Source organism: Streptomyces triticirhizae (assembly GCF_003696235.1).
Lineage (GTDB): Bacteria > Actinomycetota > Actinomycetes > Streptomycetales > Streptomycetaceae > Streptomyces > Streptomyces triticirhizae.
Genome location: NZ_RFFJ01000002.1, coordinates 85,169 through 108,225, shown reverse-complemented (window position 1 = coordinate 108,225; position 23,057 = coordinate 85,169). Strand labels below are relative to the sequence as shown.

Annotated in this window: 16 protein-coding genes and 1 tRNA gene; 13 read left to right on the top strand and 4 right to left on the bottom strand. The window is 72.5% G+C overall.

What is annotated here, in order from left to right:
• On the top strand, positions 1-705 hold a 705-nt coding region (locus tag EBN88_RS01065), incomplete at its 5' end, for a helix-turn-helix transcriptional regulator (protein ID WP_147472615.1).
• Positions 706-779: 74 nt separating this feature from the next.
• On the opposite strand, the gene EBN88_RS01060 is transcribed toward EBN88_RS01065, so the two are convergent.
• Entirely contained in the window at positions 780-1,829 is a 1,050-nt protein-coding gene (locus EBN88_RS01060) for a chitinase (protein WP_122181849.1), read from the bottom strand.
• Between the two features lie 376 nt (positions 1,830-2,205).
• Here EBN88_RS01060 and pepN point away from each other — a divergent pair, with 376 nt between their 5' ends.
• The 4 genes from pepN (at position 2,206) to pyk (ending at position 9,606) form a co-directional block, all read left to right on the top strand.
• Positions 2,206-4,728, top strand: a complete 2,523-nt coding sequence (gene pepN / locus EBN88_RS01055) for an aminopeptidase N (protein ID WP_122181862.1) — start codon at positions 2,206-2,208, stop codon at positions 4,726-4,728.
• Between the two features lie 211 nt (positions 4,729-4,939).
• On the top strand, positions 4,940-6,472 hold the full coding sequence (locus tag EBN88_RS01050) for a pyridoxal phosphate-dependent decarboxylase family protein (RefSeq protein WP_122181848.1): 1,533 nt from the start codon (positions 4,940-4,942) through the stop codon (positions 6,470-6,472).
• Complete coding sequence (locus tag EBN88_RS01045) at positions 6,459-7,898, top strand: lysine N(6)-hydroxylase/L-ornithine N(5)-oxygenase family protein (protein WP_122181847.1); 1,440 nt, start codon at positions 6,459-6,461, stop codon at positions 7,896-7,898. Before EBN88_RS01050 ends, EBN88_RS01045 begins: the two co-directional genes overlap by 14 nt.
• A 274-nt stretch (positions 7,899-8,172) precedes the next feature.
• A complete protein-coding gene (gene pyk, locus EBN88_RS01040) occupies positions 8,173-9,606 on the top strand; it encodes a pyruvate kinase (protein ID WP_122181846.1) in 1,434 nt (477 codons plus the stop codon).
• Positions 9,607-10,074: 468 nt separating this feature from the next.
• Here the strand turns inward: pyk and EBN88_RS01035 are convergent.
• A tRNA-Leu gene (locus tag EBN88_RS01035) sits at positions 10,075-10,157 on the bottom strand.
• Between the two features lie 119 nt (positions 10,158-10,276).
• Between EBN88_RS01035 and EBN88_RS01030 the strand changes: the two genes are divergently transcribed.
• From EBN88_RS01030 to EBN88_RS01000, 7 genes are all read left to right on the top strand, one after another.
• Complete coding sequence (locus EBN88_RS01030; RefSeq protein ID WP_122181845.1) at positions 10,277-10,960, top strand: ANTAR domain-containing response regulator; 684 nt, start codon at positions 10,277-10,279, stop codon at positions 10,958-10,960.
• 354 nt (positions 10,961-11,314) lie between these two features.
• Positions 11,315-12,463 (top strand): branched-chain amino acid ABC transporter substrate-binding protein, encoded by a 1,149-nt coding sequence (locus tag EBN88_RS01025; RefSeq protein WP_233580361.1) that lies wholly within the window; start codon positions 11,315-11,317, stop codon positions 12,461-12,463.
• Between the two features lie 96 nt (positions 12,464-12,559).
• A complete protein-coding gene (locus EBN88_RS01020) occupies positions 12,560-13,483 on the top strand; it encodes a branched-chain amino acid ABC transporter permease (RefSeq protein ID WP_122181843.1) in 924 nt (307 codons plus the stop codon).
• Positions 13,480-14,913: a branched-chain amino acid ABC transporter permease gene (locus EBN88_RS01015; protein WP_122181842.1), complete on the top strand. Its 1,434-nt coding sequence runs from the start codon at positions 13,480-13,482 to the stop codon at positions 14,911-14,913. Before EBN88_RS01020 ends, EBN88_RS01015 begins: the two co-directional genes overlap by 4 nt.
• Positions 14,910-15,917 (top strand): ABC transporter ATP-binding protein, encoded by a 1,008-nt coding sequence (locus tag EBN88_RS01010; protein WP_122181841.1) that lies wholly within the window; start codon positions 14,910-14,912, stop codon positions 15,915-15,917. The genes EBN88_RS01015 and EBN88_RS01010 overlap by 4 nt, the downstream gene beginning before the upstream one ends.
• A gap of 8 nt (positions 15,918-15,925) precedes the next feature.
• On the top strand, positions 15,926-16,690 hold the full coding sequence (locus tag EBN88_RS01005; RefSeq protein WP_122181861.1) for an ABC transporter ATP-binding protein: 765 nt from the start codon (positions 15,926-15,928) through the stop codon (positions 16,688-16,690).
• A gap of 270 nt (positions 16,691-16,960) precedes the next feature.
• Positions 16,961-17,185 carry a hypothetical protein gene (locus tag EBN88_RS01000; RefSeq protein ID WP_122181860.1) on the top strand — a complete coding sequence of 75 codons (225 nt, stop codon included), beginning with the start codon at positions 16,961-16,963 and terminating at the stop codon, positions 17,183-17,185.
• A 55-nt stretch (positions 17,186-17,240) separates the two neighbouring features.
• Here EBN88_RS01000 and EBN88_RS00995 read toward each other — a convergent pair whose 3' ends face one another.
• A complete protein-coding gene (locus EBN88_RS00995) occupies positions 17,241-17,789 on the bottom strand; it encodes a hotdog fold thioesterase (RefSeq protein ID WP_122181840.1) in 549 nt (182 codons plus the stop codon).
• 20 nt (positions 17,790-17,809) lie between these two features.
• Positions 17,810-20,092 carry an FdhF/YdeP family oxidoreductase gene (locus tag EBN88_RS00990; RefSeq protein WP_122181839.1) on the bottom strand — a complete coding sequence of 761 codons (2,283 nt, stop codon included), beginning with the start codon at positions 20,090-20,092 and terminating at the stop codon, positions 17,810-17,812.
• Positions 20,093-20,253: 161 nt separating this feature from the next.
• Here EBN88_RS00990 and polA point away from each other — a divergent pair, with 161 nt between their 5' ends.
• Positions 20,254-22,956 (top strand): DNA polymerase I, encoded by a 2,703-nt coding sequence (gene polA / locus EBN88_RS00985; RefSeq protein ID WP_122181859.1) that lies wholly within the window; start codon positions 20,254-20,256, stop codon positions 22,954-22,956.
• The last annotated feature ends 101 nt before the right edge of the window (positions 22,957-23,057 follow it).

Here is a 23,057-nt window from a genome sequence, read left to right as displayed (position 1 = left end):
GCGACCGACCTGGCCGCCGCCGCGCTGGTGGAGCTGCGGGCGGCGGGCGAGCGCGGGCCGGGCGCGGGCGGCCCGGCGGAGAGCGTGGCGGACGTCTTCTCCCGACTGGCCGACAAGCTGGTGCTGTTGATGCGACACAACGACGTGCGGCTGGAGCTGGGGGAGCCCGAGGAGCCGGACCGGCCGCTGCCGGCCCCCGTCGCCGACGCGGCCTACGCGACGGTGCGCGGCGCCGTGTTGACGATGCTGGAGCAGCCGGGTCTCGGCCGGGTGCGGGTGGCCTGGACGGTGGACGGCGGGGCGCTGCGGCTGTCGGTGCGGGACGACGGGCCCGGCGAGTTGACGACCGACCATCCCGGCATCCGGCGGCTGGCCGAAGGACTGGCGGCGCTGGACGCCGAGGTGACGCTGGACGCGGTGCCGGGCTGGGGCACCACCCTGGTCGTGGCGCTGCCGCTGGCCTCGGCGAAGGGGCAGCGCCAGCAGCCGCCGGCCTCACTCAACCCACGGGAGCTGGACGTGCTGCGCCTGCTCTCCTCGGGGCACCGCAACCGGCGGATCGCGGAGCTGCTGGGCATCAGCGAGCACACGGTGAAGTTCCATGTCGCCAACATCCTGGACAAGTTGGACGTGGCCTCGCGGGGCGAGGCGGCCGCCGCCGCCCGGTCGTTCGGCCTGGTCGAGGCGGGCGCCCCGTTCGCCTGACCGGGCCCGAACCCACGAGAACGGGAACGACCGGGCCGGGGCGGGGGGCCGGCCCGGTCGTTCCGGTGGGCGGCTCAGTCGAGGTAGCGGGCGAGCACGCCGGTGAACTCCCAGGGCTCCTGGTCGACGCCGGAACAGCTGTCGGCGCCGCCGCCCTCGCAGGGCCGGTCCCGGTTGACGGACCAGAAGGTCAGCCGGGAGAGCTGGACCTCCTGGGCGTAGCCGAGGATCGTCTCGAAGTCGGCGGGCGTGATGGTCTCGCCGACGTCGGTGGTGCCGTTCATCGAGGAGATGCCCATGTGGGAGTGGGCCTCCTCCTCGCCGTAGCCGTAGATCTCGACCAGCGAGTTCTTCAGGCCCTCGGCGGCCTGGACGGTGAGCTGGCCCATGTCCTGGCCGTTGCCGCCGAAGTTGAACGGCATGATCGTCCAACCGTCCACGGTCAGGCCCGAGTCGGCGGCCCGCTGGATCAGGCTGGTGTCGGGCCCGTTCTGGCCGGTGCCGAAGGTGATGTAGACCTTCAGGCCGGGGTTGGCCGCCTGGACGGCCAACAGCGCGTCCACGGTGTGCTGTTGGGTGGCCGGGTCGTCGTACGCGTCGGCCTCGATGTCGATGTCGATCGCGGCCAGCCCGTAGGCGTCGATCACCTGCTGGTAGGCGGCGGCCAGTTCCTCGGCGGTGCCGCAGGATGACTCCAGCTTGTTGCCGCTCCAGCCGCCGAACGACGGGATCACGTCGCCGCCGGCCGCGCGGACCGTCTCGATGGTCTGCTCGTCGACGCCGCCGGTGAGCGGGCGTTGCCCGTCCCACTGCGGGTCGCAGTAGCCGTTGCTGAGGACGAACGCGAGGGTGAACCAGGAGACGCCGGTGGCGTCCATCACCGTGGTGGGGTCCGGCGGGTTGCCCCACCCGTTGTAGAGGTAGGGCGCGACGGTCATCGCCTCGGCCGCGGGCCGGACGGTGTCGGCGGGCGCGGCGAGCGCCTCCTCGGCGCCGGCGCTGGGCAGTTGGCTCAGCGCCAGGCCGCCGGCCGCCAGCAGGGCGGCGGCGGTGGCGGCGAGGCGCCGGGTGGTGCGGGACGGGCGGGCGGTGTGGTCCTGTGGGGGTGGAGTCACGAGTGCCATCCGATTCCGGTGCGGGAGTGGGGGATTGGTGTGTCGACGGCGCGTGGGGTCGCCGGGTGCCTCGGGGCGTCGCCTGCCGGGGGCGTGGCAGGGTCCTGACGGCCGGAGCGGCTCTCGCTCCGGCGGTCCCTTCGCTCCGGCACCCGATTCAAGGGGCGGCCCTCCGGGGCGTCAAGGCTTTGGACTGGACCAATCCGCGGGCGGCCCCGGACGCGCGCCCGTGACCTGCGCGTTCTCCCATGTGGACGGCCCCGGGCCGGGTTCCGGTACCGCGCTGCGGCCGGTGCGGCCCTCCGGCCCCGCGTCCGGCCGGGCCAACGCGCCGACCCGGCTAACCCGTTGGGCCCCCGGCCCCGGCGTGCGGCAGCATGACGCCATGGCAACACTGACCCGTCTGGAAGCCGAAGCCCGAGCCCGGCTGATCTCCGTCGAGCGCTACACCGTCGACCTCGACCTCACCCGGGGCGAGGACGTCTTCGGCTCGACGACCACCGTTCGTTTCACGGCCCACGAGGCCGGCGCCACCTTCGTCGAACTCCGCCCCACCACGCTCGCCTCCGCCACCCTCGACGGCCGGCGGCTGGACCCGGCCGACCTGGTGGACGGCCGGCTGCCGCTGACCGGACTCGCCGCCGGCGCGCACGAGTTGACCGTGGTCGCCGAGATGCCCTACTCGCGCACCGGCGAGGGGATGCACCGGTTCACCGACCCGGCCGACGGGCTGACCTACCTCTACACCATGTGCTGCATGACCGACGCCCCGCTGGTCTTCGCCGCCTTCGACCAGCCGGACCTCAAGGCCGTCTTCGAGGTGGCCGTCACCGCGCCCGAGGAGTGGACCGTGCTCGGCAACGGCCGCGCCACCCGCGAGGCCGACCGGCCGGGCCGCTGGCACATCGCGCCCACGCCGCCGATCTCCACCTACCTGCTGGCCGTGGTCGCCGGCCCGTACCACTCGGTCACCACCGAACACGCCGGGCTGCCCCTCGGCCTCCACGCCCGCCGCTCGCTCGCCGCCGACCTCGACCGGGACGCCGAGGAGCTGTTCGACATCACCCGGCGCTGCTACGACCGCTACCACGAGATCTTCGACGAGCCCTACCCGTTCGACTCCTACGACCAGGCGTTCGTCCCCGAGTTCAACGCCGGCGCCATGGAGAACCCGGGCCTGGTCACCTTCCGCGACACCTTCGTCTTCCAGTCCGCCGTCACCGACACCGAGCGCGAGGTGCGGGGCGTCGTCATCGCGCACGAGATGGCGCACATGTGGTTCGGCGACCTGGTCACCCTGCGCTGGTGGGACGACGTCTGGCTCAACGAGTCCTTCGCCGAGTTCCTCGGCTACCAGGTCCTCCACGACGCCACCGCGTACACGCCCTGGACCGAGTTCGCCGTCACCCGCAAGTCCTGGGGCTACGACGCCGACCAACGCCCCTCCACCCACCCGGTCGCGCCCCGGCCCGACGCCGTGCCCGACACCGCCTCCGCCTGGCTCAACTTCGACGGCATCTCCTATGCCAAGGGTGCCTCCGCGCTGCGCCAACTCGTCGCCTGGCTCGGCGAGGAGACCTTCCTCGCCGGGATCAACGACCACTTCGCCCGCCACCGCTTCGGCAACGCCACCCTCGCCGACTTCATCGACGCGATGGCCCGCGCCTCCGGCCGCCCCGTGCACGACTGGGCCGACGCCTGGCTGCGCACCTCGGGCCCCGACACCCTCGCGCCCGTCGCCGAGGACGGCCCCGACGACCGCTGGCGGCTGACCCTCACCCACAGCGGCGGCCGTCCGCACCGACTGCGGCTCGGCGCCTACGACATCGACCCCACCCGGCCCGAACGCGTCCTGCCCCGCGCCGGGTACGAGATCGAGCTGCCGGCGGGCGAGACCCCGGGGGCCGGCACCGCCACCGTCGAGCACACCTTCCCCGGCTCCCGCCCCGACCTCCTGGTGGTCAACGACGGGGACCTCAGCTACGCCAAGGTCCGTCTGGACGAACGCTCCTGGGACACCGCGCTGCGCACCCTGCCCAGCCTGCCCGACGCGCTCAGCCGCACCGTGGTGTGGAACGCGGCGCGCGACATGGTCAGGGACGGCGAACTCGCCCCGTTCGACTACCTGGAGGCCGCGAGGCGCCACCTGCCGGACGAGAGCGCGACCGTGATCGTCAGCGGGGTGCTCGGCTTCGCCGGCGGCCCGCTCGCCGGGCGCTACCTGCCCGACGACCGGCGCGCCGAGGCGCTCGCCCTGGTCCGGGAGATCACCGACCGGCTGCGTGCCGGCTCGCCGGGCGACGGGGCCCGGCAGCTGGTCGCGGTCCGCGCCGCCATCGACGCCGCCGACGCCCCGGACGCCCTGCTGGAGTGGTGGCGCGCCGGCGCGGTGCCGGGCGGGCCCGAACTCGACCAGGACCTGCGCTGGCAACTCCTGCACCGGCTGGCCGTGTTGGGCGCCGTCGACCGGGGCGAGATCGACGCCGAGGCCGCCCGCGACCCCGGCGCCACCGGCCAGCGGGGCGCCGCCCGCTGCCGGGCCGCGCTGCCGGACGTGGCGGCCAAGGAGGCGGCCTGGGAGGCGATGTTCGATCCCGAGGACCGGCTCTCCAACTACCTCTTCACGGCGACCGCGCACGGCTTCTGGCAGGTGGAGCAGCGCGAGCTGCTGGCCGGCTACGTGCCGCGCTACTTCCCGGCCGCCACCGCGCTCGCCGAGCGCCGGGGCCACGCCCTGGCGACGGCCGTCGGACGCGACGGCTTCCCCCACCCGTTCACCGACGCCACCACGCTCGCGCTGGGCGAGGAGTGCCTGGCCTCCGACCGTCCGACGCCGGCGCTGCGCCGCGCCCTGGCGGACCAACTCGACGATCTGCGGCGGGCGTTGCGGGTCCGCGCGGCCGGCTGAGGCGGAACCGGGACCCACCGGCCCGCCGGTGGGTTAGGGTCCCCTTACCACCTCGGAGGGGTGGCGCGCCGGCCCGCTTCGCTCTATCGGGGGAAAGCGGGCCAAAGTGGCGGGTGGGGCACGAAGTACCGCATAGCGTTTGGGCTGTCCACGCGATTCCATGCGAACCCATGCGAACCCACGCCCCGTCGGCCGTTGGAGAGTCCCGCACATGCCTGCCCCCATCCCGCTCGATTCGACGCTGCTCGCCGGCGGCTGCTCAGGGGCCGCGAGCCTGCGCCCGCTGCTGGAGACGGTGCTCACCGCGCTCGCCGACGGCGCCGCCGAGCGCTGTGGCCCGCTCCCGGCCGGCGGGCCGGCCGCGCCCGACGCGACCATCGGCGGAACGATCCTCACCGAGCACGGCACCGGCGCGCACGAGGCGTTGGGCGCCCTGGTGCACGCGCTGGCGCGCGGCGCGGCCGACCCGGCCGACCCGCACTGCGTCGCGCACCTCCACTGCCCGCCGCTGGCCGTGGCCGCCGCCGCCGACCTCGCGGCCAGCGCGCTCAACCCCTCGCTCGACTCCTGGGACCAGGCACCCGCCGCCTCCGCCCTGGAGGCCCGGGTCACCGCCGAACTGGCCGCGCTGGTCCACCCGTCGGGCCCGTCCCCCGACGCCCTGGTCACCACCGGCGGCACCGAGTCCAACCTGCTGGGCGTGCTGCTGGCCCGCGAGCGCCACCCCGCCGCGCCCCGGGTCATCTGCGGCGCCAACGCCCACCACAGCACCCGGCGCGCGACCTGGCTGATGGGCCTGCCCGCGCCGCTCACCCTGCCCACCCCGCGCGGGGTGCTCGACCCGGCGGCGGTGCGCGCCGCCTTCGAGCGCCTCCCACCGGGGGCGCACGCCCTGCTGGTGGCCACCGCCGGCACCACCGACAGCGGCGCCATCGACCCGCTGCCCGCCCTCGCCGACCTGGTCGCCGACGAGCGCCGGCGCCGCCCCGCCAGCCTCCACGTGGACGCGGCCTACGGCGGCCCGTTGCTCTTCAGCGCCCGCCACCGCCACCTGCTCGCCGGCGTCGAACGCGCCGACACCGTCACCCTCGACCTGCACAAGCTCGGCTGGCAGCCCATCGCCGCCGGGCTGTTGACCGTCCCCGACCGGTCCGCCCTCATACCACTCGCCCACCGGGCCGACTACCTGAACGCGGACGACGACACCGAGGCCGGCCTGCCCGACCTGCTCGGCCGCTCGCTGCGCACCACCCGCCGCGCCGACGTCCTCAAGATCGCCGTCACCCTGCGCGCCCTGGGCCGCGCCGGGCTCGCCGCCCTGGTGGACGACGTGCTGGCCGCCGCCCGGCTGCTGGCCCAACTGATCGCCGAGGAGCCCGGGTTGACCCTGCACGCCCCACCCGCCATCAGCACGGTGCTGTTCCGCCCCACCGGCGTCGACGACGAGCGCGTCGCCGCCGTCCGCCGCCGGCTGCTCGCCGACGGCAGCACCGTGCTCGGCCGGGCCTGGGCCCCCGACGCCAGCGGCCGGAGGACGCTGTGGCTCAAGGCCACCCTGCTCAACCCCCGGACGCAGGAGAGCGATCTGGCAGCCCTGCTCAAGCTCGTGCTGGAGCGCGCCGCCGACCCCGCGCCCCCCGGGGACCGTCCCGCACCCTTCCCCCAGACCCCCGCCCACCCCCTCCCCAAGCCTCTCCCCAAACCCCTCCCCAGCCAAAGGAAGCCGCCGGATGACCGCCGCTGACCCCCGTTACCCCCTCGACCTGGTCGGGGTGGGCATCGGACCCGCCAACCTCGCCCTGGCCGCGCTCGCCGACGACCACCCCGACCTGCGCGCCGCGTGGTACGAGCAGCGCCCCGAGTTCCGCTGGCACCCGGGACTGTTGATCGACGGCACCACGCTCCAGGTGCCCTTCCTCGCCGACCTGGTGACGCTGGCCGACCCCACCAACCCCTGGAGCTTTCTCAACTACCTCAGGCACCAGGGGCGGCTCTACCCGTTCTACTTCTCGGAGCGCTTCCACTGCCCGCGCGTCGAGTACGACGACTACTGCCGCTGGGTCAGCGAGCAGCTGCCCTCGCTCCACTTCCAGCACCGGGTGGACAGCGTCCGCTGGAACGCCGAGCACGCCGTGTTCGACGTGGACCTCACCCCGCTCGCGCCCGGCGCCGGCCCCGCCTCCCCGGGCACGGCCCGGGTGTACGCCCGCAACCTCGCCGTCGGCATCGGCACCGCACCCCATGTCCCCGAGCCGCTGCGGCCGTTGATCGACGCCCGCGCCACCGCGCCCGTGATCCACTCGGCCGACTACCTGGAGCACCGCGAGCGGCTGCTGGAGGCGGGCCACATCACGGTCATCGGCGGCGGCCAGTCCGGCGCCGAGGTCTTCCTCGACCTGCTGCGCCGCCGCCCCGCTGGCGCCGAGCGGCTGCACTGGATCAGCCGCAGCCCGGCCTTCGCGCCCATGGAGTACAGCAAGCTCGGCCTGGAGCACTTCACGCCCGACTACGCCCGCTACTTCCGCGAGCTGGCCGAGCCGGTCAGGGACCGACTGCTGCGCGAACAGTGGCAGTTGTACCGGGCGATCGACCACGAGACGCTCGGCGAGATCCACGACGAGCTGTACCGGCGGACCGTCACCGACGGCTGGCCCGACGCCGTGCTCAGCCCGGGCGTCGCCGTCCGCACCGCCGGCCGGGTCGGCGCCCACCAGCTGGAACTCCACCTCGACCACCAGCCGGAGGGCGGCCGCAGCCGACTGCTGACCAACGCCGTGGTGCTGGCGACCGGTTACCGCGAGCGCCCGCTGACCTCCGTGCTCGCCGGCCTCGACGCCGACCTGGGCCGGGACGCGGCCGGCCGCCCGCAGGTCGACGAGGACTACCGGCTGGCGCTTGGCCCCGAGATCACCGGCAGCGTCTTCGTGCTCAACGCCGAGCGCCACACCCACGGCGTGGGCGCACCCGACCTGGGGCTGATCGCGCACCGGGCGGCGACCATCGTCAACGCGCTGACGGACCAGCCGCGTTACCGGCTGCCCGAGCGCTCCGCGTTCACCACCTTCGGGGTGCCGGCCCAGCCGCAGGCGCCGGTGGGCGCGGAGCACGAGCGGCGCGACCCCCGTGAACTCCCCGGCACGCTCCCGCCGCCCCGGAGCATTCCCGTCTGACCGGCGCACGGGGTTTCGCCGACGGCGCGGTCGGGCAGGCCGATTCGAGCCGGCGGCCCGACCGGGGCGGAACGCGGCGGCGCCGGGGCCCGCGCGGGTTCGGGACGGGGTCGGGACGGGTCGGGGCGCGGAAAGAGAAACGATAAGGCGCGGACGGCTCATCAGAGCGGCGTTGCGCTCATTCTGTTGCTTGTTGGTCTCTTGTGAAAAGCCCGTCCTCCCCTCGTCACTTCTCGATAGTCTGGTACTGGCTGGTAACTCCTAGGGTTGCCCCATGCGCCGAGCGAAAATCGTCTGCACCCTGGGCCCCGCGACCGACTCGCTGGAGCGGATCACCGAGCTGGTAGAAGCCGGAATGGACGTGGCCAGGCTCAACCTCAGCCACGGCGCGCACCGCGAGCACGAGCTGCGCTACCAACGCGTTCGGAAGGCCGCCGCCGAATCCGGCCGCAGCGTCGGAATTCTCGCCGATCTCCAGGGCCCGAAGATCCGGCTCGGCGCCTTTGCGGAAGGCCCCGTTCTCCTGGAACGCGACGACGAATTCACCATCACCACCGAGGACACCCTCGGCGACCACCGCCGCTGTGGCACCACCTACACCGGCCTCGCCCAGGACGTGACGGCGGGCGAGCGCATTCTGGTGGACGACGGCCGGGTGACGCTCCAGGCGGTCGAGGTGACGGAGACCGAAGTCCACACCCGCGTCGTCGAGGGCGGGCTGGTCTCCGACCACAAGGGCCTCAACCTGCCGGGCGTCGCGGTCTCCGTGCCCGCCCTCTCCGGCAAGGACATCGAGGACCTGCGCTGGGCGCTGCGCATCGGCGTCGACGTGGTGGCGCTCTCCTTCGTGCGCTCCGGCGACGACATCAAGGACGTGCACCGGATCATGGCCGAGGAGGGCCGCTTCCTGCCGGTGATCGCCAAGATCGAGAAGCCGCAGGCCGAGGAGAACCTCCGGGACATCGTCGACGCCTTCGACGGGATCATGGTCGCCCGGGGCGACCTGGGCGTCGAGGTCCCGCTGGAGACGGTGCCGCTGGTGCAGAAGCGCGCCGTGCGGCTGGCCAAGCGGAACGCCAAGCCGGTGATCGTGGCCACCCAGATGCTGGACTCCATGATCGACGCCTCCCGGCCGACCAGGGCCGAGGCCTCCGACGTCGCCAACGCGGTGCTCGACGGCACGGACGCGGTGATGCTCTCCGGCGAGACCAGCGTGGGCCGCTATCCGGTGGAGACCGTCCGCACCATGAGCCGGATCGTCGAGGCCGCCGAGGCCGAGCTGCTGGCCGAGGGGCTGACGCCGCTCGCCGACGCGGAGAAGCCGCGCACCCAGGGCGGCGCGGTGGCCAGGGCCGCCGCCGACATCGGCGACTTCCTCGGCGCGAAGCTGCTCGTGGCGTTCACCCAGAGCGGGGACACCGCGCGCCGGCTCTCCCGCTACCGCTCGCCGATCCCGCTGATCGCCTTCACGCCCGACCCGGCGACCCGCGCCCAACTCAGCCTGACCTGGGGCGTCGAGGCCCATCTGGTGCCGACGGTGCGGACCACGGACGAGATGGTGACGGTGATGGACGAGCAGCTGCTGCGCGTCGGCCGCTGTCGGATCGGCGACGTGGTGGTGATGACCGCCGGCTCCCCGCCGGCCACCCCCGGCTCGACCAACCTGGTGCGCGTCCACCACGTTGGCGAGGACGACGCGCCTCGCTGAACGCCGCGCGCTGTGCGTTCCGGGGACCGGCGGGCGCGCTGGGCGCGCCGCCGGGTGTCGCGCTGGCGCGCTGCGCGGCCGGCGAGGGGTGTGCCGGTGGCCGGGTGGGACCGTTGTGCGTGCGCTGGCGCGTGGCTGGTGAGGGGTGCGCGGGTGGGGCCGCGCCGCCGGCGGTTGTTGCGCGGGGCGCGTGAGCCCGGCCGTACGTTCCAGGACAGGCGGGTGTGCGAGACCGGCCGTTGGCCGTGCGTCGGCACGCGGCCGGCAAGGGGGCTGCGGGCGGCGGGTGTTGGGCTGGTGCGGAGCGCTGCTCGCCGTGGGGCTCGGGGCAGAGGCGGCGCGGGGACGGCAAGCGCGGTGGGCCGCTGCGGCCTGTGGGGCGCGCCGCCAAGCGGCGCTGTGTGGGGTTCGGGCGCGTTCGTCGCGGACCGGCCGCTGGGGGCGGGCCTCCCCGAAAAAGAAAAACGGTGCCGGGTGCGGGATTCGAACCCGCAAGCCCTTTCGGGCAGAGGTGTTTGAGACCTCCGTGTATGCCGTTCCACCAACCCGGCAGGCGACGCCACGGCAGTCTATAGGCTTCCGGCTGGTGCCTGCGACCGGCCACCGACTAGGTAGGCTCGGGGGTGGCCCCCCAGCTGGCGGAGAACCGAGCGGAGAACTGAGGAGCAACGTGAGCACCCCCGACGTCCCTGATGAGCACGACACCCCGGCGGATGTCCCCGACGAGGCGGTCACCTCGGACAGCGCCCACGTCCCGCCCCTCACCACCCGTGTCGTGATCGCCGAGGACGAGGCGCTGATCCGCCTCGACCTGAAGGAGATGCTGGAGGAGGAGGGCTACACCGTCGTCGGTGAGGCCGGGGACGGTCAGCGGGCCGTCGAGTTGGCCCGCGAGCTGAACCCCGACCTGGTCATCCTCGACGTGAAGATGCCGGTGATGGACGGCATCTCGGCCGCCGAGAAGATCGCCGCCGACAACATCGCGCCGGTGCTGATGCTGACCGCCTTCTCCCAGCGCGACCTGGTGGAGCGGGCCAGGGACGCGGGCGCGATGGCGTACCTGGTCAAGCCGTTCAGCAAGAGCGACGTGGTGCCCGCCATCGAGATCGCCGTCTCCCGGTACCAGCAGCTGCGCAGCCTGGCCGGCGAAGTCGCCGACCTGGCGCAGCGGTTGGAGACCCGCAAGCTGGTCGACCGGGCCAAGAGCGTGCTCCAGACCCAGTACGGGCTGACCGAGCCGGCCGCCTTCCGGTGGATTCAGAAGACCTCCATGGACCGCAGGCTCTCGATGCGCCAGGTGGCCGAGGCCGTGATCCAGGACGCCGAGGAGAAGCGGCAGAAGCAGCAGAAGTGAGCCGCGCGCGGAGTTAACTCTCCGTAAAATCAGGCTCGTTGCGCCCAGGGGCGCCCTCTTGACAGCGCACGCCGGAGCATTCTCCGGCGTGCGCTTGTGCTTTTGGGAATTGGGGACCTTCGACCACTGGACAGGTGTCCGGATCGTCCGCTAACCGGGCAGTTATGTTCTGTTTCCGGCATGTGCCGCAGGTCACGAGGCGATCACATCTGTCGCGACACTGTGTTCGTGCAGCTTGCGGGGCAATAGATTCCGCTGCACGCCGCACCAGAGTGCGTGGTGCATGGACGTCGTGCGGTGCCGACATGTCTGGGCTCGTTCCAGGGGGTTTACCAAGTGCTCAACAAATCCATCGTGCGACTCGCGATACCGGTGGCCGCCGGTGCGCTCCTTCTTACCGCTTGTAGCGACGACGGGGACGGAGGGGGCGGTGGCGGAGACACCTACAAGATCGCCTACCAGGGCCCCCTTTCGGGACAGAACGTCGCGCTCGGCGAGAACATGGAGAACGGGGTCCAGCTCGCCATCAAGGAGGCCAACGAAAGCGGCGAGTACGACTTCACCATCGAGTACAAGCCGGCCGATGACCAGGGCGCGGAGGGCCAGTCCACGTCGGCCGCCCAGTCCGCGATCGACGACCCGGACGTGATGGCCGTCGTCGGCCCCGCGTTCTCCGGCCCGACCTTCGTGGCCGCGCCGCTCTACGGGCAGGCCGGCCTCGCCGTGGTCTCCGCGTCGGCGACCAACCCGACGATCACCGAGGAGGGCTTCCCGACCTTCCTCCGCGCCGTGCCGAACGACAACGCGCAGGGCAGCGCGATGGCCAGGTTCCTGGCCTCCCAGGACGACGTCGAGTCCGTGATGGTCATCGACGACGTCACCCCGTACGGCGAGGGCCTCGCCGACGTGGCGATGGAGGAGCTGGAGGCCGCCGGCCTCCAGGCCCAGCGGGAGAGCGTCCCGGCCGACACCGTGGACTACGGCAGCGCGGCGCGCACCGTGACGTCCGCGAACGTCGACGCGCTGATCTACGCGGGTTACTACGAGGCGCTTGGCCCGTTCGCCACCCGCCTCGCCGAGGCCGGCTTCGAGGGCATCGGCATCTCGGGCGACGGCTCCAACGACGACGAGTTCATCAACCTGGCCGGCGGGGCCTCCGAGGGCTGGTACCTGACCTGCCCCTGCACGGACGCCAGCGCCGAGGAAGCCACGCAGGACTTCGCCGACCGCTACCAGGAGGAGTACGGCGAGGCGCCGGGCACCTACTCGGCGGAGAGCTACGACGTCGCCAACATGATCATCCAGACCATCGCCGGTCTCGACGGCGACGTGAACCGCCAGGCGGTCTACGAGGCGCTGGCCAGCGGTGAGTACGAGGGCCTGACCAAGACCTTCTCCTTCACCGACACCGGTGAGTTCGAGAACGAGGGGATCTTCCTCTACCAGGTCGAAGAGGGCGTCCGCGGCTACGTGGGCAACGTCGACGAACTGGTCGGCGGCTGACACGCCGTGAGGACAACGGCGGGGCGGCCGTGAACCGGCCGCCCCGCCTTCCTCGGACACACCTCTGCCGCCTGTTCCCACAAGGAAGTTCCGTCCATGTCCCTTTCCGATAGCTGGGACGTTCTTGTCCTGGGCTTGGTGCTCGGCTCCCTCTATGCCGTCATCGCCATCGGCTACACGCTTGTCTACGGCGTGTTGCAGCTCCTGAACTTCGCGCACAGCGAGGTCTTTATGGCCGGCGGTTTCGGCGGCGTTATCGCGCTCACCATCGTGGAGCCGGCCGTCGATCCCTCCGGTATGCAGTCCGCGGTCTACGTTCTTCTCGGTATATGTGCGGGAGCCATCCTCGGTGGCACGATTGCCTTCGGACTTGAGAAGGCGGCCTATCGCCCGTTGCGGAGACGGAACGCGCCTCGACTGGTCTTTCTGATCACGGCGATCGGCGCCTCGTTCTTTCTCTACAACCTGGCCGGCAAGCTCTTCGGTCGCTATCCGATCGCCATGCCGACCATGTACGAGAACAAGACCGTCTTCACCGTGTTCGGCACCAGGGTCAGCATCACCCAGCTGATCATCGTCGGCGCTGCCCTGGTGATGCTGGCCGCCGTCGACGTGATCGTGAACCGGACCAAGCTGGGCTCCGGTATCCGCGCCGTGGCCCAGGACCCCGAGGTCGCCTCGCTGATGGGCGTCGACATCGACAAGGTCGTCTCCCGCACCTTCGTGCTGGGCGGCCTCCTCGGCGGCGTCGCGGGCTTCCTCTTCGGCACCAACCTCCAGGTCGAGTACACGATGGGCTTCCTGCCCGGCATCACCGCGTTCGCCGCCGCCGTGCTCGGTGGCATCGGCAACGTCAGGGGCGCCGTGCTCGGCGGGCTGCTCCTCGGCGTGGTCGAGGCGTTCACGGTGGAGATCTGGAGCGACGCCTGGCGCTATGTGGGCGCCTTCGCCGTGCTGGTCCTGGTGTTGATGTTCCGGCCGACCGGCCTGCTCGGCGAGCGTGTGGGGAGGGCAGCATGAGCCTCGAAGTCACGGCGGGAAAGACGCCGTCGGCGGCCAGGCTGCGCAAGCAGTCCTGGTACCAGCGGCCGCGCTTCAAGCGGCTGGTGGCCATGGTGGTGACGGCGGTCGTGATGGCCCAGGTCACCGGCGTGCAGGGGGTGCGGAACGACCTGTTCTACGCCCTTGAGGAGAACTTCACCGGCACCGGCATCTGGATCTGGCTGGGCATCTTCCTGGCCATCTGGGCCGTTCGGGAGTTCTTCCAGGACTGGGCGCGCCAGGCGCTCGCCAGGGTGAAGGCGGCGGCCGCGCCGCTGCCCGAGGACGGGACGGCGAAGGCCGCGCCCGGCGGCCTCGCCGGGCAGGTGCGCCGGGTGGCCGACGGAGGGCGCCGGCTGTCGACGCTCTTCCGGGGGCACCGCGCCTACCAGGCCGGCGGACTGGGCGCGCTGCTGCTCGTGTTGATCATGCTGCCGCTGATGGTCAGCACCTTCTGGCAGCAGGTCATGGTCGACCAGATCGGCATGTTCCTGCTGATCGCCATCGGCCTGAACGTGGTCGTGGGCTGGGCCGGAATGCTGGACCTCGGCTTCATCGCGTTCTTCGCGATCGGCGCCTACAGCGCCGCGTTCTGGACCGGTGGGCTTCCGGTCGAGCCGCCGGTCGAACTGAACAACTTCCTGGTGGTGCCCATCGCGGTGCTCACCTGCCTCATAGCCGGCGTGCTGCTGGGCGCTCCGACACTCCGGCTGCGCGGCGACTATCTCGCCATCGTCACCCTGGGCTTCCACGAGATCGTCTATCTGACGGCCAAGAACTGGACGGAGTTCACCGGCGGCACCCGGGGTGCGAACTCGGACCGCTTCTCCCTCGACCTGGGCTTCTGGTCCTACGAGTGGGGCCTGGACCCGGCGCCCTACTACTGGCTGCAACTCGCCTTCATCATCGGCGTGTTGTTCCTCTTCCTCCGCCTGGAGCACTCGCGGGTCGGCCGGGCCTGGACGGCCATCAGGGAGGACGAGGTGGCCGCCGCCTCCACCGGCGTGGACACCGTCCGCTTCAAGCTGCTGGCGTTCGCCATCGGCGCCTCCACCTCCGGCATCGCCGGGGTGATCTACGCCAGCAAGCTGGGCTTCATCAACTCCGAGATGTTCCTGGTGCTGATGTCCGTGCTGGTGCTGTCCTACGTGGTCTTCGGCGGGATGGGCTCCATCCCCGGGGTGCTGCTCGGCACCGCGATCCTGGTCTGGCTCCCGGAGTACCTGCGGGACACCGTCGACGCCCAGGACCGCTACATGTATCTGGGCGGCCTGCTGGTGGTCATGATGATCTACCGGCCGCAGGGGCTGTGGCCCTCGCGGCGCAGGCAGCGGGAGCTGCGGATGTCCCAGGAGGGCACCGGCTCCGCCGACGCGCTGGGCGCGCAGCCGGGAGGTGCGCAGGGATGACGACCAGGACCAGTGGACAGACCGCCGGGCCGGCCGCGAAGACGGCCGACGACGTGCTCCACGCGACCGGGGTCACGCTCCGCTTCGGCGGGTTGACCAGCCTCAACGCCGTGGAACTGCGCGTCGGCCGGGGCGAGATCCTCGCCGTGATCGGGCCCAACGGGGCGGGCAAGACCTCCCTGTTCAACTCGCTGACCGGCGCCTACCACCCGCAGGAGGGCCGGATCACCTTCCGGCCCCGATCGGGCGGCGCGCACGAGCTGCGCGGCCGCAAGCCGCACAAGGTCAGCCGGCTCGGGGTGGCCAGGACGTTCCAGAACATCCGGCTCTTCGGCGCGCTCACCGTGCTGGAGAACGTCAAGATCGCGGTGGAGACCCGGCAGAAGACCGACCCCATCTCGATCATGCTCGGGCTGCCCAACGCCCGGCGCGACGAGCGGGAGAGCGACGCCAGGGCACACGAGGTGCTGTCCTTCGTCGGCCTTGAGCACCGGATCAACGAGCTGGCCTCGGCGCTCAGCTACGGCGAGCAGCGCCGCCTGGAGATCGCCAGGGCGCTGGGCACCCGGCCCGAGTTGCTGCTCCTCGACGAGCCGGCGGCCGGCACCAACCCGACCGAGAAGCGGGACCTGGAGCGGCTGATCCGGCGGATCAACACCGAACTCGACGTGAGCGTGCTGCTGATCGAGCACGACATGCGGCTGGTGATGTCCGTCGCCGACCGGGTCGCGGTGCTCAACTTCGGCAAGAAGATCGCCGAGGGCACCCCGGCCGAGGTCCAACAGGACCCGGCGGTCGTCGAGGCGTACCTCGGCGTCTCCTCCGACGAGGAGTCGGAGGCCGTCGCCGAGTTGGTGGCGGAGCAGGCCGAACACGCCGAGGCCGCCCGCCAGGCGGAGGCCGAGACGGAGACGGAGACCGGCGCGGCCGGTGAGGCGGCCGAAGGGACAGGCGAGACGGACGGCCGGCCCTCCGGCACCGCGCCAGAGGAGGACCGAGGGTGAGCACCAACCTGGACAAGGACGCCCTTCCCCAGCCGGGCGACGCCGCCACCGACGGCCCGACCCCGCTGCTGGAACTGCGCGACCTGCATGTCTACTACGGCGCGATCGAGGCGCTCAAGGGCGTCAGCCTCACCGTGCCCCACGGGCAGGTGGTCGCCCTGCTCGGCGCCAACGGCGCGGGCAAGTCGACCACGCTCAAGGCGGCCTCGGGCATGTTGCGGCCGCGCACCGGGGATGTGCTGCTGCGCGGCGAGCGGGTGGACGGCATCAAGTCCCACGAGCTGGTGCGGTTCGGGATCGGTCATGTCCCCGAGGGGCGCCGGGTGTTCGCCCGGATGACCATCCTGGAGAACCTGAAGATGGGAGCCTACCGCCTGCGCCGGCCCGACCCCACCGACCTGGAGCGGGTCTTCACGCTCTTCCCCGTGCTCGCCGAGCGGCGCAAGCAGATCGCCGGCACCCTCTCCGGCGGCGAGCAGCAGATGCTGGCCATCGGCCGTGCCCTGATGGGCAAGCCGGACCTGCTGCTGCTCGACGAGCCCTCGATGGGGCTGGCGCCGCTGATCGTCCAGCAGATCTTCGAGATCCTCCGGGAGATCAACGAGCAGGGCACCACGCTGCTGCTGGTCGAGCAGAACGCCTCCCAGGCGCTGCGGCTGGCGGACTACGGCTATGTGTTGGAGACCGGCGCGGTCGTGATGTCGGACCAGGCGGACGCGCTGCTCTCCGACCCCCGGGTGCGGGCGGCCTACCTCGGCGAGGCCGTGGAGTAGGAGACCCACGCGGCGCTCTCTCCGTGCGGTGGGCGGGGGGGGGGGGGGGGGGGGGGGGGGCCCGGGGGGCCCGGGCGCGGGACCCCGCCCCCCCCCCCCGGGGGGGGGGGGGGGTTGCCCCCGGCCCCCCCGGGCCCCCCCCCCCGCCCACCGTCGTTCCGGCAGGGGCGCCGGCGTGGAGAGGCGGAACGGTCCCGGTTCGGCGACGGGCCTGTCACAGCCGCCGCTCCCGGCTCCTCCGCGCGGGACGGGTGCCCCTACGCTCCGATCATGAGCGACTGGACGTGTGGGCAGTGCGGGAGCCGGGAACGGGAGCCCGGCTTCCTGGAGGACCTGGGGCAGGGCGCCAAGGGCTACACCCGGTGGATCGCCGGCGCGTTGGACCGGGGCGTGTTCGGCGGGGCCAGGCTGATGGGGCGCCAGCGCTGGGTGGTGGAGGCGTGGCGCTGTCGGGGCTGCGGCCGCCTCGACATCTACGCCCGCGAACCGGCCTGATCCGCCCGCCGGTTGTGCGCCGGGGCACCCGAAGCCGGGTGCCCCGGAGGGCTCCTCAGGCCCGTATCCCCCCGGAGTCGCCGGCGTCCGTGCCGGTGTTCGTGCCCGCGTCCGTGTTCGTGCCCGCGTCGGCCGGCGCCGCGTTCTGCTGGGCGGCCGGCCGCAGCGCGCTGGTCAGCCGGGCCGTGCAGACCCGCTTGCCCCGCTCGTCGGTGATGACCACCTCGAAGGTGGCCGAGGTGCGGCCCACATGCGCCGGCGTGGCCACCCCGGTGACCGTCCCGGTGCGCACCGGCCGGTGGTGGGTGCAGTTGAGGTCGACGCCCACCGCGATCTTGCCGGGGCCGGCGTGGAGCATGGCGCCGACCGAGCCGAGCGTCTCGGCCAGCACGGCGGAGGCGCCGCCGTGCAGCAGGCCGTACGGCTGGGTGTTCCCCGCCACCGGCAGCGTGCCCACCACCCGCTCGGGGGCGGCCTGTTGGATGCGGAGCCCCATCCGGTTGCCCAGCTCGCCCGCCGAGAAGAGGGCCGGCAGGTCGATGCCGAGCCCCGCCCACTCGTCGATGACCTGCGGGGAGAACACGGAGTCACTGGTTTCGCCCATGGGCGACGTTCTATCAGCTCTCACTGACAACGGGCGCTCGGGGTGAGGCGGATCACCAGCGACTTGCTCACCGGGGTGTTGCTGGTCTCGGCCGTGGCGTCCAGCGGGACCAGCACATTGGTCTCCGGGTAGTAGGCGGCGGCGCACCCGGGCGCGGTGGGGTAGTGCACCACGCGGAACCCGCGTGCCACCCGCTCGGTGCCGTCGGTCCACTCGCTGGTGAGGTCGGCGAAGTCGCCGTCGGCCAGCCCTCGTTCCGCCGCGTCCTCGGGGCGCACCAGCACCACCCGACGGCCGCCCGTGATCCCCCGGTAGCGGTCGTCGAGGCCGTAGATCGTGGTGTTGTACTGGTCGTGCGAGCGCAGCGTCTGGAGCAGCAGCCGGCCCTCGGGCACCGTCGGCCAACGCACCGGGTCGGCGGAGAAGTTGGCCCGGCCCGTCGCCGTCGGGAAGCGCCGCTCGTCGCGCGGCGCGTGCGGCAGGGTGAAGCCGCCCGGCCGGCTCACCCGCGCCTCGAAGTCCTCGAAGCCGGGCACCACCCGCGCGATCCTCGCCCGCACCGCCGCGTAGTCCGCCTCGAACTCCTCCCAGGGCGTCGCGCTGCGCTCGCCCAGCACCCGGCGGGCCAGCCGGCAGACGATCGCCGGCTCGGACAGCAGCCGCTCGGAGGCCGGCCGCAGCCGGCCCCGCGAGGCGTGCACCACGCCCATCGAGTCCTCCACGGTGACGAACTGCTCGCCACCCGCCTGGACATCGCGCTCGGTGCGCCCCAGCGTGGGCAGAATCAACGCCCTGGCGCCGGTCACGCAGTGCGAACGGTTGAGCTTGGTGGAGACGTGCACCGTCAACCTGGCGCGGCGCATCGCCCGTTCGGTGACCTCGGTGTCCGGGCTGGCCGCCACGAAGTTGCCGCCCATCGCGAAGAACACCTTCGCACGCCCGTCGCGCAGCGCGCGGATCGCGTTCACCACGTCCAGGCCGTGCTGGCGCGGCGGCTCGAAGCCGAACTCCGCGCGCAGCGCGTCCAGAAACGCGGCGCTCGGGCGCTCCACGATGCCCATCGTCCGGTCGCCCTGCACATTGCTGTGCCCGCGCACCGGACAGACCCCGGCGCCCGGACGACCGATATTGCCCCGAAGAAGCAGGTAGTTGACCACTTCCTTAATGGTCGGGACCGCGTGCCGATGCTGGGTGAGCCCCATCGCCCAGCACACCACCACGCTCTCCGCCGCCAGCGTCATCTCCAGGGCCCGCTCGATCTCCGCCCTGGTCAGCCCCGTCGCCGCCAGCGTCTCGTCCCACTCGGCCGCCCGCGCGGCCGCCGCCAACGCCGCGTAGCCGTGGGTGTGTTCCTCGACGAAAGCGCGGTCGACCGCGTCCCGCTCGATGATCAGCCGGTTGAGCATCCGGAACAGCGCCTGGTCACCGCCGATCCGCACCTGGAGGAACAGGTCCGTCAACGCCGTGCCGCCACCCACCAGGCCGCGCGCCGTCTGGGGGTTCCGGAACCGCTCCAGGCCCGCCTCCGGCAGCGGGTTGACCGTGATGATCCGCGCGCCCCCGCGCTTGGCCCGCTCCAGCGCCGACAGCATCCTCGGATGGTTGGTGCCCGGGTTCTGCCCGGCCACCACGATCAGATCGGCCCGGTGCAGATCCTCCAACAGCACACTGCCCTTGCCCACGCCCAGCGTCTCCGTCAACGCCGAACCCGAGGACTCGTGGCACATGTTGGAGCAGTCCGGCAGGTTGTTCGTGCCGAACTCCCGCGCGAACAGCTGGTACAGGAACGCCGCCTCGTTGCTGGTCCGCCCCGAGGTGTAGAAGACGGCCTCGTCCGGCGAGTCCAGCGCGGCCAGCTCCTCGGCCACCAGGTCGAACGCCTCGTCCCAGCCGATCGGCCGGTAGTGCGTCGCGCCCTCAGCCAGATACATCGGCTCGGTCAACCGGCCCCGCTGGCCCAGCCAGTAGCCGGAGCGTTCGGCCAACTCGGCCAGCGGGTGCTCCGCGAAGAACGCCGGCGTCACCCGGCGCCTCGTCGCCTCCTCGGCCACCGCCTTGGCCCCGTTCTCGCAGAACTCGGCCCGATGAGGCTTCGCCGGCTCCGGCCAGGCGCAGCCGGGACAGTCGAAGCCCTCCCGCTGGTTGACGCGCAGCAGCGTCAACGCGGTGCGCCGCACGCCCATCTGCCGCCGGGCGACCCGCAGGCTGTGCCCGACGGCCGGCAGCCCGGCCGCCGCGCGCTGGGGCGCGCCGACCTCGGGCGCGTCCTGGACCGGGTCATCGGCGGGTGGCCTCGCTGCCATGGCTGCACTTCTCCGCTCTACTGGCCTTCTACTCCCGGGCCGGGCCCCGTCGCCCTCCGAGCCCCCGCGAGCCTCTCCGGGCGCCGGAACGCGCGACCTCGTCCGCCCGATCGTCGCACGGCCGAGGTGGACTGTCAGTGGTCCGTGGCAGGATCGACGACGTGGTTGAGAACGCATCGCAGAGCACCCAGACGCCCCGCCTGCTCCTGTTGGACGGGCACTCCCTGGCGTACCGCGCCTTCTTCGCCCTCCCCGCAGAGAACTTCAGTACCACGGTCGGCCAGCCGACCAACGCGATCTACGGGTTCACCTCGATGCTCGCCAACACCCTGCGTGACGAGGCGCCCACGCACCTCGCCGTCGCCTTCGACGTCTCACGGAAGACTTGGCGCTCGGAGAAGTACACGGAGTACAAGGCCACCCGCTCCGCCACCCCCGACGAGTTCAAGGGCCAGGTCGAGCTGATCGGCGAGCTGTTGGACGCGATGCGGGTGCGCCGCTTCGCCGTCGACGGCTTCGAGGCGGACGACGTCATCGCCACGCTCGCCACCCAGGCCGCGAGCGAGGGCTTCCAGGTCTCCATCGTCACCGGGGACCGAGACGCCTTCCAGCTGGTGAGCGAGCAGATCACCGTTCTCTACCCGACCAAGGGCGTCTCCGAGCTGACCCGCTACACCCCGGAGAAGGTCCTGGAGAAGTACGGCCTGTCGCCCGCGCGTTACCCGGACTTCGCCGCCCTGCGTGGCGACCCCTCGGACAACCTCCCCGGCATCCCCGGCGTCGGCGAGAAGACGGCCGCCAAGTGGATCAACCAGTTCGGCTCCCTCGACGACCTGGTGGCCCGCGCCGACGAGGTCAAGGGCAAGGCCGGCCAGGCATTCCGCGACCACGTGGAGGCGGTCAGGCTCAACCGCGTCCTCACCGAGCTGGACCGCGAGGTCGAGCTGGACTGCCGCCCGGCCGACCTGGCCCGCGAGCCCTACGACGTGGCGGCGGTCACCGGCCTGCTGGACGCCCTGGAGTTCCGCAACGCCAACCTCAGGGACCGCCTCTTCGCCGTTGACCCCGGCGCCGAGGAGAGCGAGATCCCCGTCGCCGAGGGCGTCGAGATCGCCGGCGAGCTGCTCGGCGAGGGCGCGCTCGGCCCCTGGCTCGCCGCCCGGGGCGCGGCGCCGCTCGGCCTGGCCACCCTGGACAGCTGGCAGTTGGGCGCCGGCAGCGTGGCGGCGGTCGCGCTGGCCGCCGCCGACGGGCCGGCCGCCTGGTTCGAGCCGACGGCGCTGACCGCCGAGGACGAGGCGGCGTTCGCCGCCTGGGCCGCCGACCCCGAGCGCCCCAAGGTGCTGCACGGCGCCAAGGAGGTCTTCCGGGTCTTCGCCGAGCACGGCTGGCGGGTCGAGGGCGTCACCATGGACACCGCGCTCGCCGCGTACCTGGTGCAGCCCGGCCGGCGCTCCTTCGCGCTCGACGGCCTCAGCGTGGAGTTCCTCGGCCGCGAGCTGGCCCGCCCCACGGAGGACAACGGGCAGCTCGCCTTCGGCGCCGACGACGCGGCCGAGGCTGACACCCTGATGCGCGAGGCCCGCACCATCCTCGACCTGGGCGAGGTCTTCGTCGGCCGGCTCGCCGAGGTCGGCGCCGCCGAGCTGCTCACCGACCTGGAGCTGCCCGTCTCCGCCCTCCTGGCCCGGATGGAGCGCGCCGGCATCGCGGCCGACCGCCCCCATCTGACCGCGCTGGAGGAGCAGTTCGCGACGGCCGTCCGCCAGGCGGTCGAAGAGGCGCACGCCTCCGTCGGCCACGAGTTCAACCTGGGCTCGCCCAAGCAGCTCCAGGAGGTCTTCTTCGGGGAGCTTGGCCTGCCCAGGACCAAGAAGACCAAGACGGGGTACACCACGGACGCCGACGCCCTGCTCTGGCTCGCCGGACAGACCGAGCACGAGCTGCCGGTCATCATGCTGCGCCACCGCGAGCAGGCCAGGCTGCGCACCACGGTCGAGGGCCTGATCAAGACCATCGCCGCCGACGGCCGCATCCACACCACCTTCCAGCAGACGGTCGCCGCCACCGGCCGCCTCTCCTCCACCGACCCCAACCTCCAGAACATCCCGGTCCGCACCGACGAGGGCCGGGCCATCAGGGGCGGCTTCGTGGTCGGCGAGGGGTACGAGACGCTGCTCACCGCCGACTACAGCCAGATCGAGCTGCGGGTCATGGCCCACCTCTCCGAGGACGCCGGCCTGATCGAGGCGTTCACCTCGGGCGAGGACCTGCACACCACGGTCGCCTCCCAGGTCTTCTCGGTGGACAAGGGCGGCGTCGACGCCGAGATGCGCCGCAAGATCAAGGCGATGAGCTACGGCCTGGCCTACGGCCTGTCCGCCTTCGGCCTCTCCCAGCAGCTGGCCATCGCGCCCGACGAGGCGCGGAAGTTGATGGACACCTACTTCGAACGCTTCGGCGGCGTGCGGGACTACCTCCAGCGGGTCGTGGAGGAGGCGCGGATCGTCGGCTACACCCAGACGTTGATGGGCCGCCGCCGGTACCTCCCCGACCTCACGAGCTCCAACCGCCAACGCCGGGAGATGGCCGAGCGGATGGCGCTCAACGCGCCGATCCAGGGCACGGCCGCCGACATCGTCAAGATCGCGATGCTCCGGGTGGACGAGGCCCTCACCCGCGAGCGGCTCCACAGCCGGATGCTGCTCCAGGTCCACGACGAGATCGTGCTGGAGGTCGCGCCCGGCGAGCGGGCCAGGGTCGAGGAGCTGGTCCGCCGCGAGATGGCGGGCGCGGTCACGCTGCGCGCCCCGCTCGACGTCTCGGTGGGCGCCGGCGTGAGCTGGGAGGCGGCCGCGCACTGACCCGCGCCCGCGCCGACGCGCGTTCGCCACATCGTCACACCACCCCCTCCCGCCGTTCTGGTCCCGGGAACCAACCGTGGTCTAGCGTCGTCGGTCTCGGA